Origin of the sequence: Allobosea sp. (genome assembly GCF_030695125.1) — a bacterium.
Taxonomy (GTDB): Bacteria; Pseudomonadota; Alphaproteobacteria; order Rhizobiales; family Beijerinckiaceae; genus Allobosea.
In genome coordinates, this window is the sequence record NZ_JAUYTP010000008.1 from 24,402 (window position 1) to 38,421 (window position 14,020).

Annotated in this window: 14 protein-coding genes; 6 read left to right on the forward strand and 8 right to left on the reverse strand. The window is 68.5% G+C overall.

Annotation, left to right across the window (positions count from 1 at the left end; all coding sequences use genetic code 11):
- Window positions 1–43: 43 nt before the first annotated feature.
- The gene (locus Q8S38_RS01430; RefSeq protein ID WP_305678899.1) at window positions 44–718 is read left to right on the forward strand and encodes a DUF2161 domain-containing phosphodiesterase; all 675 of its coding nucleotides are present in this window, start codon (window positions 44–46) and stop codon (window positions 716–718) included.
- Between the two features lie 76 nt (window positions 719–794).
- Here Q8S38_RS01430 and Q8S38_RS01435 read toward each other — a convergent pair whose 3' ends face one another.
- A complete protein-coding gene (locus tag Q8S38_RS01435) occupies window positions 795–1,754 on the reverse strand; it encodes a class I SAM-dependent DNA methyltransferase (RefSeq protein WP_305678635.1) in 960 nt (319 codons plus the stop codon).
- Window positions 1,755–1,777: 23 nt separating this feature from the next.
- On the opposite strand from Q8S38_RS01435, the gene Q8S38_RS01440 reads away from it, so the two are divergent.
- Window positions 1,778–2,869 (forward strand): ligase-associated DNA damage response exonuclease, encoded by a 1,092-nt coding sequence (locus Q8S38_RS01440; RefSeq protein WP_305678636.1) that lies wholly within the window; start codon window positions 1,778–1,780, stop codon window positions 2,867–2,869.
- 7 nt (window positions 2,870–2,876) lie between these two features.
- Here the strand turns inward: Q8S38_RS01440 and Q8S38_RS01445 are convergent, their stop codons facing one another.
- Entirely contained in the window at window positions 2,877–3,644 is a 768-nt protein-coding gene (locus tag Q8S38_RS01445; protein WP_305678637.1) for an SGNH/GDSL hydrolase family protein, read from the reverse strand.
- A 122-nt stretch (window positions 3,645–3,766) separates the two neighbouring features.
- Between Q8S38_RS01445 and Q8S38_RS01450 the strand changes: the two genes are divergently transcribed.
- The 3 genes from Q8S38_RS01450 (at window position 3,767) to Q8S38_RS01460 (ending at window position 6,577) form a co-directional block, all read left to right on the forward strand.
- Entirely contained in the window at window positions 3,767–5,404 is a 1,638-nt protein-coding gene (locus Q8S38_RS01450) for a cisplatin damage response ATP-dependent DNA ligase (RefSeq protein WP_305678638.1), read from the forward strand.
- Between the two features lie 114 nt (window positions 5,405–5,518).
- Window positions 5,519–6,199, forward strand: a complete 681-nt coding sequence (locus Q8S38_RS01455) for a response regulator (protein WP_305678639.1) — start codon at window positions 5,519–5,521, stop codon at window positions 6,197–6,199.
- A gap of 108 nt (window positions 6,200–6,307) precedes the next feature.
- The gene (locus Q8S38_RS01460) at window positions 6,308–6,577 is read left to right on the forward strand and encodes a DUF6460 domain-containing protein (protein WP_305678640.1); all 270 of its coding nucleotides are present in this window, start codon (window positions 6,308–6,310) and stop codon (window positions 6,575–6,577) included.
- Window positions 6,578–6,595: 18 nt separating this feature from the next.
- On the opposite strand, the gene Q8S38_RS01465 is transcribed toward Q8S38_RS01460, so the two are convergent.
- From Q8S38_RS01465 to Q8S38_RS01480, 4 genes are all read right to left on the reverse strand, one after another.
- On the reverse strand, window positions 6,596–7,669 hold the full coding sequence (locus Q8S38_RS01465; protein WP_305678641.1) for a ligand-gated ion channel: 1,074 nt from the start codon (window positions 7,667–7,669) through the stop codon (window positions 6,596–6,598).
- Window positions 7,666–8,655, reverse strand: a complete 990-nt coding sequence (locus Q8S38_RS01470; protein ID WP_305678642.1) for a cache domain-containing protein — start codon at window positions 8,653–8,655, stop codon at window positions 7,666–7,668. The genes Q8S38_RS01465 and Q8S38_RS01470 overlap by 4 nt, the downstream gene beginning before the upstream one ends.
- A 121-nt stretch (window positions 8,656–8,776) precedes the next feature.
- Window positions 8,777–9,865 carry a quinone-dependent dihydroorotate dehydrogenase gene (locus tag Q8S38_RS01475; RefSeq protein ID WP_305678643.1) on the reverse strand — a complete coding sequence of 363 codons (1,089 nt, stop codon included), beginning with the start codon at window positions 9,863–9,865 and terminating at the stop codon, window positions 8,777–8,779.
- Window positions 9,862–10,206, reverse strand: a complete 345-nt coding sequence (locus Q8S38_RS01480) for a DUF952 domain-containing protein (protein WP_305678644.1) — start codon at window positions 10,204–10,206, stop codon at window positions 9,862–9,864. The genes Q8S38_RS01475 and Q8S38_RS01480 overlap by 4 nt, the downstream gene beginning before the upstream one ends.
- A gap of 164 nt (window positions 10,207–10,370) precedes the next feature.
- Here Q8S38_RS01480 and Q8S38_RS01485 point away from each other — a divergent pair, with 164 nt between their 5' ends.
- The gene (locus tag Q8S38_RS01485) at window positions 10,371–11,000 is read left to right on the forward strand and encodes a S24 family peptidase (RefSeq protein WP_305678645.1); all 630 of its coding nucleotides are present in this window, start codon (window positions 10,371–10,373) and stop codon (window positions 10,998–11,000) included.
- Between the two features lie 12 nt (window positions 11,001–11,012).
- On the opposite strand, the gene Q8S38_RS01490 is transcribed toward Q8S38_RS01485, so the two are convergent.
- Window positions 11,013–12,473, reverse strand: a complete 1,461-nt coding sequence (locus Q8S38_RS01490) for a sensor histidine kinase (RefSeq protein ID WP_305678646.1) — start codon at window positions 12,471–12,473, stop codon at window positions 11,013–11,015.
- A gap of 11 nt (window positions 12,474–12,484) precedes the next feature.
- On the reverse strand, window positions 12,485–13,945 hold the full coding sequence (locus Q8S38_RS01495; RefSeq protein WP_305678647.1) for a dihydrolipoyl dehydrogenase family protein: 1,461 nt from the start codon (window positions 13,943–13,945) through the stop codon (window positions 12,485–12,487).
- Between the last annotated feature and the right edge of the window lie 75 nt (window positions 13,946–14,020).

Sequence of the window (14,020 nt, forward strand, 5' to 3'; positions counted from 1 at the left end):
AACCACTATCGGTCATAGCTGAGGCTTGTGATTGGAGGCCCTCGTGGAAACGTCGCTTTACCTGCCCGTCAAGACCTTCCTCGAAAGCCTGGGCTACGCCGTCAAGGGCGAGGTCGGGCATTGCGATCTCGTCGGTCTCCGCGACGAGGATCCGACCGTGGTCGTGATCGGCGAACTGAAACTGACCTTCAATCTGGAGCTCATCCTCCAGGGCGTCGACCGGATGAGTGTCGGCGACGAGATCTGGCTGGCGGCCAGGCTCTCCGCGCGCGGCAAGGGCCGCGAAAGCGATTCGCGATACCGCGCCTTGTGTCGGCGCCTGGGTTTTGGACTTCTGGGCGTCGACGGCTCCGGCGGCGTCGAGGTCCTCGTTTCGCCGGTGGCGCCAATCCCCCGCAAGGACCCGCGCCGTCGGTCGCGTCTCGTGGAGGAGCACAGGCGGCGACGGGGCGATCCGTCGGTCGGCGGCGGCACGCGCACACCCGTCATGACCGCCTACCGCCAGCAAGCTCTCGGCTGCGCGGCCGCGATGATGTCGGCACCGCAGCGACCGCGCGACCTCAAGCCGCTGTTTCCCGACGCGCAGAAGATTCTGCACCGCAACGTCTATGGCTGGTTCGAGCGCGCCGAACGCGGCGTCTACGCACTCACCGCCACCGGCCGTCTCGCTGCGGCAGGGTGGGGAGTCGAGCCGGTGGCCTGTCAGGGCGGGAATTGAGCGTCCCGGCGCCGCCACACAACGAAAGGAGCGCGCTGCTGCCGCTGTTGCGACGAGAGCCCGAAAGGCCCGCGCACTACCCCCGCTCCGCCACCACCAGCAGCCCTGGCACAGCGATGTCGCGATCCTGCCGCGTGCTGGCGGGCTCCAGCGCGACGATGCGAAGCCCCGTCTCGGCAAGCCGCTGTCGCAGCCAGGATTCACCATGCGCGAACCGCCGATCCGCCCCGACGACGACGCCTTCGCCGTCATGGCTCTGGACGGTGAAAGCGAAGAGCCCGCCGCGCTTCAGCACGCGGGACGTTTGCGCAAAGGCCGGGCGCAAGTCGCCGAGATAGACGAAGACATCGGCTGCGAGGACGAGATCGACGCTGGCATCCGGACGGCTCGACAGGAAGGCGGTCAACCCGGCGACGGCCAGTTTGTCGTAGAGAGGCCCGCCAGCATCCGTCGTCTTCGCCCGCGCCCGCTCGATCATGCGCGGCGAGACATCGCAGCCGGCGAGAAAGCCGGCCTCGTTGCGGATCGCTTCGCCCATCAGCCCGGTGCCGCAACCGAGATCGAGCACCGTGTCGAACCGAAGGGCCCGGCCGGCGTTGTCGCAGGCGGTCGTGAGCGCGGCCATCAACAGGGTGGGGGCGTTGTAGTGCAGAGCCTGCGTGAGATGGCTGTCGAAGCGCTCGGCATAGGCGTCGAACAGCGTGCCCGAAAAGTTCTCGGAGGTCGCGTCCTCGGCAGGCATGGCGCCGATGCGGGCGAGATCGAGCCGCGCGCCGAAATGGTCGTTGGGGTCGAGATCGAGACATTGCCGCCAGGCGGTCGCGGCCTCCTCTCGGTGGCCGAGCGCCTCCTGCGCCAGCCCGTAGAGATGCCAGGCGGCCGTGAAATGGTAGGCCTGCGCCAGCGTCTGGTCGAGGATCTCGACGCAGGCCTGAGCGTCGCCCTCCTTGAACGCAGCCTCGGCCCAGGCATAGCGCCGGTCGAGTGTGGGATCGCCCGAGCCGGCGGAATGTGCGGTGGAGCCCTTTTCGATCATGGCAGAGGGTCTATCTGAGGAGCATGACACTGGCCAGACTGCGCCCTGCACCAAGCCTGCGACCGTCCGAACTGCTGTTTCCGACGCCGGCCGGACTCTGGTGTCCACCGGCCGACATCTACATCGACCCCGTCCGGCCGGTGGATCGGGCGCTGATCACGCACGGCCATTCCGACCATGCCCGCGCCGGCCATGGCGCCGTGCTGGCGACGCGCGAAACGCTCGCGATCATGGCCCTGCGCTATGGCGAGGGCTTCACGGGCGAGCGGCAGGAGGCTGTGATCGGCGAGACCACGCGCATCGGCGCGGTCGATTTCACCTTCGTTCCGGCGGGCCATGTGCTCGGCTCGGCGCAGATCGTGGTCGAATCCGGCGGCCTTCGGATCGTCGTCTCCGGTGATTACAAGCGCGAGCGCGACCCGACCTGCGCAGGGTTCGAGCCCGTGCGTTGCGATGTCTTCATTACCGAGGCGACCTTCGGCCTGCCGGTCTTTCGGCATCCGCCGGCGCATGGCGAAGTCGCCAAGCTGCTGGAATCGGTGCGCGTCTTTCCCGAGCGGACGCATATCGTCGGCGCCTATTCGCTCGGCAAGGCCCAGCGCGTCATGGCCCTGATCCGTGAGGCCGGCTATGAGCGCCCGATCCATGTCCATGGCGCCATGGAGAAACTGACGGATTTCTACCTCTCGGAGGGAGCCGTTCTCGGCGAGATCCGCAAGGTCGCCGCCGCGGAGCGCAAGAGCCTGGGCGGCGAGATCGTGATCTGCCCGCCGAGCGCGATCCAGGACGTCTGGGCCCGCAAGTTTCCCGATCCGGTCACGAGCTTCGCCTCGGGCTGGATGCGCATCCGCGCCCGCGCCCGGCAGAAGGGCGTGGAACTCCCGCTGATCGTCTCGGACCATGCCGATTGGGACGATCTTCAGGCGACGATCCGCGAGACGCAGGCCGGGGAGATCTGGGTCACGCATGGCGAGGCCGAGGCGCTCGTGCATTGGTGCGGCACGGTGGGCCTGAAAGCCAGGCCGCTGCATCTCGTCGGCTATGGCGACGAGGGCGAAGCGGAATCGTCGGGAGCGGATGCGTCGTTGGAGGCCGCCGATGCGACCGCGGTCTGATGCCGGGCTAGCGGCCTTGCGCCACGATTGGGCGTCCCGTGGCGGTCAGCGAGACAAGCCCGGCGGCCATGTCGCGGGCAAGGCAGTCATAGCCGGCATCGCTCATGTGGAAGCTGTCGGGAGCCAGCGCGGCCGCGAAAGCCCGCTCGTCGGCGGCATGCCATTCGCGCATCGTGTCGTAGCGCGTGAACACCGGAACGCTCTGGCCCTTGGCGATGGTGCCGATGGCCTCGACATAGGCGCGGTAGCGGGCGGGTTCGCGGATGCCGGGGAAGAATTGCGGGTCGAGCAGGGCCAGGCTCGGCCCCGCCTGACGCACCAGGGCGATGCCGTCGCTGACCATCGCCTTGAAGGCGGCCATGTCGCCGCCCCGGACCGCGTCATTGGTGCCGACCTGCCAGATCACGAGATCGTAGCGCCGCTCGGTCAGCGCCTGCTTCAGGCGTGCCAGCGTTTGCGGAGCGACTTCACCGCCGATGCCGGCATTGGCGACCGTGACCTGCACGCGCGGCCAGGCTGCCGTCAGCAGGGCCTGCAGCCGCGAGGGATAGCTCTTCTCGCGCGTCGAGGCTCCGACACCTTCGGTCGAGGACGAGCCGATCGCGAGGATGTCGAGCTTTCCGCCTGCCGCGATCTTGGGGGCGAGCCCATTCAGTCTTTCGGTCGCGGTGACGATCGGCGTTTCGCGGCAGACAAAGGCGCCGGCCTGGGCGGCACCCGCCAGAGACGCCACCGCGATGAGGTTCAAGGCCAGAATCCGCATCGCAGAGCGCATCGGCAGTCGATCTCCCGTTCGGTCCGAGAGCCTGCCGGCCCTTTCATGAACGGAAACTGAATGATGCGCCGCACCTGCCCACTCGCATGCCCCCGGGTCCGGTCCCGCCGGGAGGCAACGCCGTGAACCGTTTTGCCTGGCTGCTCGATCGGCTGGCCTATGAACCGCGCCGCAACGCCAAGCTGGCGCTGATCGCGGACTACCTGCGTACGACGCCCGACCCCGATCGCGGACTGGCGCTGGCGGCGATGACGGGCGGTCTGGTTTTCCCCAACGCCAAGGCCGGGCTGGTCCGCGCGCTGATCGCTGCACGCACCGACCCTGCGCTCTTTGCGCTGTCCTACGACTATGTCGGCGATCTGTCCGAGACGGTGGCGCTGATGTGGCCCGCGATGCATGGCGCCAACGCCGTGCCGCATCTCCCCGACGTCGTCGAAGGCCTGCGCAGCGCCGGCAAGGCCGAACTGCCGCGCCTCGTCGCCTCCTGGCTCGACGCGCTCGACGAGAACGGGCGCTGGGCGCTGCTCAAGCTCATCACCGGTAGCTTGCGCATCGGCGTGTCGGCGCGGCTCGCCAAGACGGCGGCCGCGAGTCTGGGCGGTATCGCCCCCGACGAGGTCGAGCAGGTCTGGCACGGGTTGGAGCCGCCCTACGCAACGCTCTTCGCCTGGCTCGAAGGGCGCGGGCCGAGGCCCGAAGCGACGGATCCCGCCCCGTTCAGGCCGGTGATGCTGTCGCATCCGATCGAGGACGGCGATTTCGAGAAGATGGATCCGGCCGTGTACCAGGCCGAGTGGAAATGGGATGGCATCCGGGTTCAGGCGGTCAGCGGCACGCGGCCCGACGGGCAGCGCGTCACCCGCCTGTTCTCGCGCACCGGCGAGGACATCGCCGCTGCCTTTCCCGATGTGGTCGAGGCGATGACGCAGGACGGCGCCATCGATGGCGAACTGCTCGTGCGGCGCGGAGACGCGGTGCAGAGCTTCAACACGCTGCAGCAGAGGCTCAATCGCAAGAGCGTGACCGCCAAGATGCTCGTCGAGCACCCCGCGCACATCCGCGCCTACGACCTTCTGGTCGATGGCGAGGAGGATCTGCGCGCCTTGCCCTTGTCGGAACGCCGCAAGCGGCTCGAGGCTTTCGTCGGCAGGCTCGCCAGCCCGATCGTCGATCTCTCGCACCCGATCGCCTTTTCGACCTGGGAGGATCTGGCCGAGGCCCGGGCGCAGCCGGCTACGGCCGGTGCCGGCACTGACGCCGAGGCCGTCGAGGGCTGCATGATCAAGCGGCTCGACTCGGCCTATCTGCCGGGCCGCCCCAAGGGCTACTGGTGGAAGTGGAAGCGTGAGGCGCGGCTGGTCGACTGTGTGCTGATGTATGCCCAGCGCGGCCACGGCAAACGCTCGTCCTTCTATTCCGATTTCACTTTCGGCGTCTGGCGCGCCGGCGAGGCTGGCGCGGACGAACTGGTCCCGGTTGGAAAAGCCTATTTCGGTTTCACCGACGAGGAACTGGTCGAGCTGGACCGCTACGTCCGCAAGCACACCCTGAATCGCTTTGGGCCCGTGCGCGAGGTCACGCACACCGTCGAGAGCGGGTTGGTCTTCGAAGTGGCGTTCGAGGGGCTGCAGCGCTCGACGCGGCACAAATCTGGCGTCGCGATGCGCTTCCCCCGCATCAGCCGCATCCGCTGGGACAAGCCGCCCCGCGAGGCCGACCGCATCGAGGCGCTGGAGGCGCTGCTGCCGCCGAATGGCTGATTGCGCCGCGGCGTGGGATGGTTCACAGCCGCCGGATCGGCAGTCGCGACGCGGCATGCTTGAATGAGGCCCCGATTGGGTCACAATGCGCGTCGGGCATGAGGATGGGTTCCAATGAAACGGCAGCCTGCGACTCGGATCGTCATCGCGGACGATCATCCGCTCTTCCGGGGGGCGCTGAAACAGGCCGTCTCCACGGCGATCGAGGGAGCCGAGGTCAGCGAGGTCGGCTCGCTCGAGGCCTTGACCGCTGCACTCGATGGCGGCGGCGACGCCGATCTGGTTCTGCTCGATCTCACGATGCCGGGCGTGCAGGGCTTCTCGGGGCTGCTCTTCCTCCGCGCCGACCATCCCGAGGTGCCGGTCATCGTGGTGTCCGCCAATGACGATCCGGCCGTCATCCGCCGCTGTATCGAATTCGGCGCGCTCGGCTTCCTGCCTAAGACCGCGGATGTCGAGCAGATGGGGGAGGCCATCCGCGCCGTGCTGGAGGGGGGCGTCTGGACGCCGCCGGGGATCGACCTTAACGCGCCCGTCGACGCCGAGACCGCCACCATGGTCCGCAATCTCTCGACGCTGACGCCGCAGCAGGTCCGGGTGCTGATGATGCTGTCGGAGGGTCTTCTGAACAAGCAGATCGCCTATGAGCTCGGCGTGTCCGAGGCGACGGTCAAGGCGCATGTCTCAGCGATCCTGACCAAGCTCGACGTCGACAGCCGGACGCAGGCCGTGATCGCCGCTGCCAAGATCGCGGGCACCGCCTGGGCGACGGCCGGGGCATCGGCGACCTCGTAGGGCTGCGCTGGCGCGAGGTCTTCCGCATCGGCGGAGTTGACAGCCCGTTCAGCCCCGGTTCAACCGTCACGGCTCTTGATGGAAGCGGATCGAGGATCAGAACCGGCCATGGCCAACGGCAATATCGAACGTTTTCTCGGCGGTTCGCCGCTCGGCGTGCTGGTGCGCCTGATCTTCATTTCGCTGCTGGTCGGCGCCGCGATGGCCTTTCTCGGCCTGTCGCCGCGTGCGCTCTTTGAGGCTGCGGCGCGGTTCGTGCGCTCGCTCGGCGATCTCGGCTTCGGCGCGCTGCGCGAGGTCGGCCAATGGGTGATCGCCGGCGCGCTTCTGGTGGTGCCGCTCTGGCTTCTGTCGCGGCTCTTTGCGGCGCGGCGCTGAATCCGCGACATGGCCTGATCAGCCCGGCAAGGCGCGCAGCGCCGCGCCCAGGCAGACGATCAGCATGATCGCCGGCAGGGCCCAGCGCAGATGCAGGCGCAGCGCCGCAGCCTCGCCGTTCCAGCGTCCCCGCGGATTGGCGACGGCGACCGACAGGATGATCTCGAACATCAGCACCGCGACCAGATAGAGGTAACCCAGCGAGATCATTTCCGCGATCGGTGTGTTCAGCGAGATCGAGCCCGGGAAGCTCGATTCGAAGGTAAAGCTGATGGCTGCGAGCGCCAGCAGGGACGAGAAGATCAGGCCGCCCTTGTCCTGCTCTTTCAGCCCCGGGGACCACAGCACGAACAGGGACACTGCCAGCACGGCGATGATCGGGACGAAGACGCGCAACACATAGCGTTGCGCTTCGCGCGCCATCGTCACCGTCACGTTCAGCCGGGAGTAGGAACGCGCATTCCAGCCCATCGCCAACTCATGGGCGAAGCGCAGGCCCAGGGGGCGCCAATCGACGACGGAGGGTGCGTTGTCGATCCCGGAAAACTGCCGGTCGGCCTCTGTCGTCAGCAGCACCGCCTCCTGCTGGGCATAGCGCGGCAGCGAGAGCGACAACGTCAGATTCTGCTGGTCGAAGGGAAAGGCGTCCATGTTCATGCGAAAGCGGAAATCGCTTTCGAAACGCTCGATCAGCACGACATCGCCATGGGCATAAACGGACAGGGCGACGGTGCGGGACTCCTTGTCGCCGATCTGGTTGTCGAGCGAGAGGCCCGGCGTCCAGATCGTCTTGAGGTGCTCATCGGCCTCCTCTCCGACGCGGTCTTCCCGGCCGAGGCCGCGCGCAATGGCGTCGAAGGCCAGGCGCGGATCGTGCCAGCGTTGGGTCAATTCGACCTGAAGCCGCCCCTGGCCGGCGACCTCTTTGATGTCCAGCACGTTGAGGACGCGCAGGGCCACCCGCACCCGCACCGGCAGTTCCACGGCCTGCGGTAGGGTCTGCCGGGCACCTGGCGGGGTCTCCTGGGCACCGGCGTCCCCGCCGAGCCCGAGGACGCAGGCCAGCAGCAGGGCGGCGAGACGGAGGATCATGCGTCCTGCCGCCGCTTGCGCGCCAGGACCAGGAACCCGACGAAGGCGAGGATGCCGCCGCACAGGGCGATCACCCAGAGCTCGGTCGTCAGGCGGCGCCAGTCCGAACTCGGCTCGTCCTTGAGCATGATCGTCATGCCGATCAGGCGACCGGAAAAATCTACGAGTGGCTGCGCCATGACGCCGTAGGAGCGCCCCGCGAAGGCGCGCGTCCCGGTCTCCACATCGCGCAGCGGCTTGGTCGGAAAAGCGCGCAGATACGTGCTGAACAGAGCTTCGTTGGTCGAGGCCATCACGGTGAGATCGCCGATGGACGGCAGTTTCGGGTCGAGCGCGACCCCGCTCAGCGAGTGCGCCGCCACGACGGCGATCTCGGTATTGGTCGAGGCCTTCACGAGTTCGAGCAACGGGCGGATGTCGAGCCCGGCTTCGACGCTGCCGATCAGCGCCCCGGCCTGTTCGACCGGGGCGACGCCCCGGATGCCGATCCCCGCAAGGCCGATCTCCACCCCTGTCTGCGAGCGGCGCAGCCTGTTTGCGGCGACGATCATGGCGCGGAATGACGAAATGTCGTCGCCATGCTGGTCGGGCCGGTGCATGCGCAGCAGGTAGCGCAGGTCAGGCGTATGGTAGCCGAAGATCTGCACGCCGGCCTGGCGGTTGAGGTACTGCCAGGCGTCCTTCGACAGGGCTTCGAGCCTGGGCCGGTCGCCGGCGGCCAGGGCCTCTCGGGTCTGCGAATTGCGCGCGAAGGTTTCGGCCAGCGCCAGCGAGAACTTTGCCGCCTGGTCGAAATTGGCGTCGAGCAGCGAGCCGACGAGGCGCATCTGTGTCGTGCGGTCGCGCTCGACGACTCTCTCGAGGCTGTCGTGCTGGTGCCACAGCATGGCGCCCAGAATCAGGGCGATCAGCAGAGCGGGAGCCGACGCGCTCGAAACGAGCGCCTTCCAGTCGAGTTTAGGCAAGGCCAGGCCCTTCGGTCGCATGACGTCCCGTTGCGGCGGAGAGGCAAGGCGGGCGCATCCATGCGAAGGAACGTGATCGCGCGATAAGGCAGGTCCGCGACTTCCACAAGACCCGGGTGTCGCGTGCCTGCCAGGGGCCGCCCTACAATTTGTCCCCGCGCGCGATCGCGGCGGCATCGCGCCCCACCAGCGCGCTGAGCCTCGGCAGGCCGGCGTTGCGGGCCTCGGCCGCGAGCCCGGCCTTGATCGTCTTCACCAGTCCCGGCCCCTGGAACACCATGGCCGAATAGAACTGCACCAGATCGGCGCCGGCGCGGATCTTGGCGAAGGCGCTCGCCGCCGAATCGATGCCGCCGACGCCGATCAGCGGGAACTGACGCTCGACCCGCAGGAAGGTTTCGGCCAGGAGCCGCGTCGAAGCCTCGAACAGCGGCTTGCCCGAGAGCCCGCCCGTCTCGGTCCGGGCCGCGCTGCGCAGGGTCGGGGATCTGGCGATGGTGGTGTTGGAGACGATCATGCCGTCGATGCCGCGCTTGCGCGCCACGGCGACCATGCCGTCCAGTTCGGGCAGCGTCAGGTCCGGTGCGATCTTGAGCAGCATCGGTGTCGGCCGGCCCCCGGCCGCGGCCTCGTCGCGGGCTTCGAGCGCGCGGGCGATGAGGTCGTCGAGGGCCGATTCGGCCTGGAGATCGCGCAGGCCCGGCGTGTTGGGCGACGACACGTTGACGGTGACAAAGTCGGTGACCGGCGCCAGTCGCCGCGTCAGCACGGCATAATCGGCAGCGCGATCGACCGATTCCTTGTTGGCTCCGAGATTGACGCCGACGATGCCGCCCCGTGCGCGCCGGGCTGCCAGCCGCTGCGCCACGACCTCCATGCCGTCGCTGTTGAGGCCGTAGCGGTTGATCACGGCTGCGTCTTCGACAAGCCTGAACACGCGTGGCCTGGGATTGCCGGGCTGGGGCAGGGGCGTGACGCCGCCGACCTCGACGAAGCCGAAGCCCAGTCCCAACGCGCCGTCCACGGCCTCGGCATGCTTGTCGAAGCCCGCCGCGAGCCCGACCGGGTTGGAAAACGACAGCCCGAAGGCTTCCGTGGCCAGAACCGGGTCGTCGGCTCCAGGCCGCAGCGAAGGTGCGGCGGCCAGCGCCGCCACCGTAAGCCGATGCGCCGTCTCGGCGTCCATTTTGTGGATCAGCGGCCGGGCGAGGTTGAACAGCGAGCCGATCACGCGATGTCCTCCGAAATCAGGTGCAACCCGTCCGGCCCCGCAGCGAGCGGCACGATCCAGCGCACGGCCCGGGGATCGAGCGCGGCATAGAGATGCGGAAACAGGGCGCCGCCGCGCGAAGGCTCGTAACGCAGCGCCTCGCCCAGCCTCTCGTCATCGACCGCGATCAGCAGCAGATCCCGCTGTCCGGCAAAGTGCTTCTCGGCGGTCTCGCGCAACTGCGCCCCGGTCGAAAAATGGATGAAGCCGTCGCTCAGGTCGATGGCCGCGCCGGCAAAGCGCCCGGACGCCTCGGCCTCGCGCCACAGGCCTTCAGGGCAGATCTTGTAGATGAGCGGCACGGGAACCTCGGCGGACGGGGGTTGCGCAGGACATAGCGGCTGTCAGGAGCTTTGGGCAATTTTTATCCGCCGACAGATCGAAATCAGATTGAAATCTTAGGATATAGGGGATATTTCCTATTTCTATCCCCGCCGATCGGCAACATCTCTGCGAGGCTCCCGCGGTGCTGTCCCACGACCAGATCTGGAGCGCGATCGACGCGCTCGCCCAGCGTTACGGTTTCACAGCCTCGGGGCTGGCGCGCAAGGCCGGGCTCGACGCGACCACCTTCAACCGTTCCAAGCGGGTCGGGGCGGATGGGCGCGAGCGCTGGCCCTCGACCGAATCGATCGCCAAGATCCTCGCGGCGACCGGCGCCTCGCTCGACGAGTTCATGAGCGTGGTGATGCGACGGGGCGCGGCGCCATCGCGCACGATTCCGCTGATCGGCTTCGCCCAGGCCGGTTCCGGCGGCTTCTTCGACGATGGCGGCTTTCCAGTCGGCACCGGCTGGGAGGAGGTCGCATTTCCCGGCGTCGCCGACGAGAAGGCCTACGCGCTCGAAATCTCCGGCGATTCGATGCTGCCGCTTTATCGCGATGGCGACACCATCATCGTTTCGCCCACCGCCACGGTCAGGCGGGGGGACCGGGTCGTGGTCAAGACGATCGAGGGCGAGGTCCTGGCCAAGCAGCTCAAGCGCCAGACGGCCAAGACCGTCGAACTCGCCTCGCTGAACCCCGACCATGCCGACCGCGTCCTGGGCCTGTCCGAGATCGCCTTCATGGCCCGGGTGATCTGGGCGAGTCAGTAGACCGACAGGCGATCAGACGGCCGCGGCGCGCCGCCCCGGCAGCGTCACCTTGAACACCGCACCGCTCTCGGACGGCTCCAGCGCGATCGTGCCGCCATGGAGCCGCACCAGCTCGGCCGCAATCGCCAGCCCCAGCCCCGTGCCGCCGGGCGTCACCGAACCACGAAACGCCTGGAACAGATTGGCCCGGGCGCGCTCGGGCACGCCGGGGCCATTGTCGGCGACGCGCAGGATGACCGAGCCGTTGTCGCGCTCCGCCCTGACGGCGAGCACCGGCCGCCCTTCGAGCTCGGCCTGAGCCTGGGTCAGCGCCTGCACCGAGTTGCGCATCAGATTGAGCAGGACGCGCGCGATCTGGTCGGGGTCGCAAGGCGCGACCATGTCGTGGGGGACGTCGTTGTTGAAGTTGACCGGCGCAGTCTCGGCCAGTCCGAGCATTTCGGCCTGTTCCGCCACGAGCTGGCGCAAGCTCACATCCTTCAGCACCGGCGTCGCCTCAGCCGCCCGGCCATAAACCAACGTCGCCTCGCAGAACTCGATCGCGCGGCCCAGCGTCGCGATCAGCCGCGGAGCAAACCGCTTGATCTTGGCGTCGCGGGTCTCGGTCAGGCGGTCCGACATCAGCTGCGCGGCCGCCAGCATGTTGCGCAGATCGTGGTTGATCTTGCTGACCGCGAGGCCGAGCTCGGCGAGGTGCTTCTTGGCGCGCAATTCGTCTGCGAGCGTGATCTGCATCCGCGCCAGCGCGCGCTGGGCCTCGCCGATCTCGTCGGCGCGGCGCGTCGGCTCGATGATCCGGTGCGGGTTCTCCGGATCGATCTCGAACTCCATCACGTTGGCGGCGAGCTGGCGGATCGGCCCGACGATCATCCAGTTCAGCGCCACATAGACCGCCACCGCCGTCAGCCCCGAGATCACCAGCGAGATCAGCAGCAGATTGGTCGAGAACTTCAGCATCGCATATCGGAGCGGAGCCTCGTCGATGACGAGCTCGACGAAGTCGGCGCCGCCGACGGCTTCGCCGATCACCCGGATGGGCATCGGCGCCGGCGGCAGCACCATGGTCTCCAGCGCCTCGCGGATCGATCTGGCCCAGCCCATGCTGCGCAGGTCGACGGTGCGCGAGACGGCCGCCGGCGGCATCGAATCGAGGCTGAGCAGGCGGCGCGCCCCGCCGACGCGCGCCGCGATCGCCCGGGCGCCCACGCCCGTCAGCAAGCGGTTTTCGCTGCCTTCGGGGAGCCCTTCCTGCGGCGAACCCTCCAGGACCAGCACGGCGATCTGTGCCGCCGCGAGACGGTCGTTCAGCCAGTTGCGCCGGAAATTGGCGACTGATGGCAGGTAGATCAGCACCTCCGCCACCATCACGAACAGCACCGTCAGCACGAGCAGCTTCGCCGACAGCCCAAGCCGCGTCAGGCCGCGCGGCAGGCTGATGGAAAGCTGATCCCGATCGGGTGTGTGAGGCTGCATCGGTGCCGACCTTACCCGAAACGGCGCAGGAAGCCGATGAGCCGCCGCAAGGAGGGCTTCGTCGCCAAGGGCGTCAGATAGGAGGTGGCGGCGCGCTTGCCGATCTCGGACAGGGCGGGATGGGGCATGATCAGCTGAGCCATCTCCGGGGCGGTCTTGCCGCTTGCCAGGGCGAGGCTCCAGGTCGCGACCAGATCCCCCGCCTGCGCGCCGACGATGCAGACGCCGAGCACCTTGCCCCTGGTGTTGGTGATCAGCTTGACGAAACCATCCGTCGTCCGCTCGGCCTGGGCGCGCTCGCTCTCGGCATAAGGCCAGCGCAGCACGCGGATCGCGCCGGCCTGGGCGCGGGCCTCGGCCTCGGACAGGCCGACGGCGGCGATCGCGGGCTGGGTCTGCGTCGTCCGGGGCGCGGCGCGCCGGTCGAACCGTCCGGGCTGACGGAACAGGGCGTTGCGCAGCACGAGCCTGGCCTGTTCCTCGGCGACGGCTCCGCCTCCGACACTGCCGGCCTGGCCGCCTGCGCAGTCGCCGATGGCATAGACGCGCCGGTTGGTGCTGCGCAGCCCGCGATCGACATGGATGCCGTCCGTGCCGCTGGCGATGCCGGCGAGCTCGAGGTCGAGAGCCTCGATGGCTGCGGTTCGGCTGGTGGCGAGCAGGAGATGCGTTCCCTCGATCGCATGCTCGGCGCCTTCTTGTTCTCCGGCGAGAACGAGCGACACGCCCCCCTTGCGCGGGTGGGCGCTCAGGATCGCCGCGTTCTCATGCAGGGCGACGCCGTCCCGCAACAGCGCTCGGCGCAGGATCGCGACAGCCTCGGGATCATCGCCTGCCAGCAGCCCGCCGGCGTCGACGAGCGTGACCGCACTGCCGAGCCGGACCATCGCCTGCGCGATGGCGACGCCGGTGGCGTCACCGCCGAACACGATCAGGCGCTCGGGTCGCCGGGTCGCGGTCGCCAGGCTCGCCGCGGTCAGCCAGGGGATCGTGTCGAAGCCCGCAATGGCGGGGGCGACGTGACATGCGCCTGTCGCGATGACGAAGCGGCGGGCCTTGATCGTCTGCTCGCCGACCACCACCGTACTGCGGCTGACGAAGCGGGCCTCGCCCCGGATCACGGTGGCGCCCAGGGCCGTCAGCCGCTCGGCCGAGGCATTGGGGGCGGCTGCGGCGATGGCATGCTGGACATGGTCGTGCAGCCGGGCGTCGTTGACGGTCGGCTCGGCCGTGACGAGGCCGAAGCCATCGGCGTCGCGCACTGCCTGCGCCCTCGCTCCCGCCGCGGCAAGCGCCCGCACGGCGCTGCTGGCGACCTCCCCGCCCATCCTGTCGCGCTCGATCAGGACGACAGGGACGCCGAAGGCTGCAGCCGCCGTGGCCACGGCCAGTCCGGCCGTGCCGGCGCCGATGATGCAGAGATCCGGAGTCAGGACAGCCGCTTTGCCTGGAAGGATCGAACCCTCACTCACGCCGGCCTCCCGATGCCGATGGCTGGAAGAGGATCTCAGATCGGTCGAGCGCGCCTTGCGGCGGCGAAAGCCTGT

Bases quoted from the DNA above. Each gene is read 5' to 3' on its own strand.
- Q8S38_RS01435 (WP_305678635.1), bottom strand. From the start codon at position 1,754: ATGATCGAAAAGGGCTCCACCGCACATTCCGCCGGCTCGGGCGATCCC.
- Q8S38_RS01440 (WP_305678636.1), top strand. From the start codon at position 1,778: ATGACACTGGCCAGACTGCGCCCTGCACCAAGCCTGCGACCGTCCGAA.
- Q8S38_RS01445 (WP_305678637.1), bottom strand. From the start codon at position 3,644: ATGCGCTCTGCGATGCGGATTCTGGCCTTGAACCTCATCGCGGTGGCG.
- Q8S38_RS01455 (WP_305678639.1), top strand. From the start codon at position 5,519: ATGAAACGGCAGCCTGCGACTCGGATCGTCATCGCGGACGATCATCCG.
- Q8S38_RS01460 (WP_305678640.1), top strand. From the start codon at position 6,308: ATGGCCAACGGCAATATCGAACGTTTTCTCGGCGGTTCGCCGCTCGGC.
- Q8S38_RS01465 (WP_305678641.1), bottom strand. From the start codon at position 7,669: ATGATCCTCCGTCTCGCCGCCCTGCTGCTGGCCTGCGTCCTCGGGCTC.
- Q8S38_RS01470 (WP_305678642.1), bottom strand. From the start codon at position 8,655: ATGCGACCGAAGGGCCTGGCCTTGCCTAAACTCGACTGGAAGGCGCTC.
- Q8S38_RS01490 (WP_305678646.1), bottom strand. From the start codon at position 12,473: ATGCAGCCTCACACACCCGATCGGGATCAGCTTTCCATCAGCCTGCCG.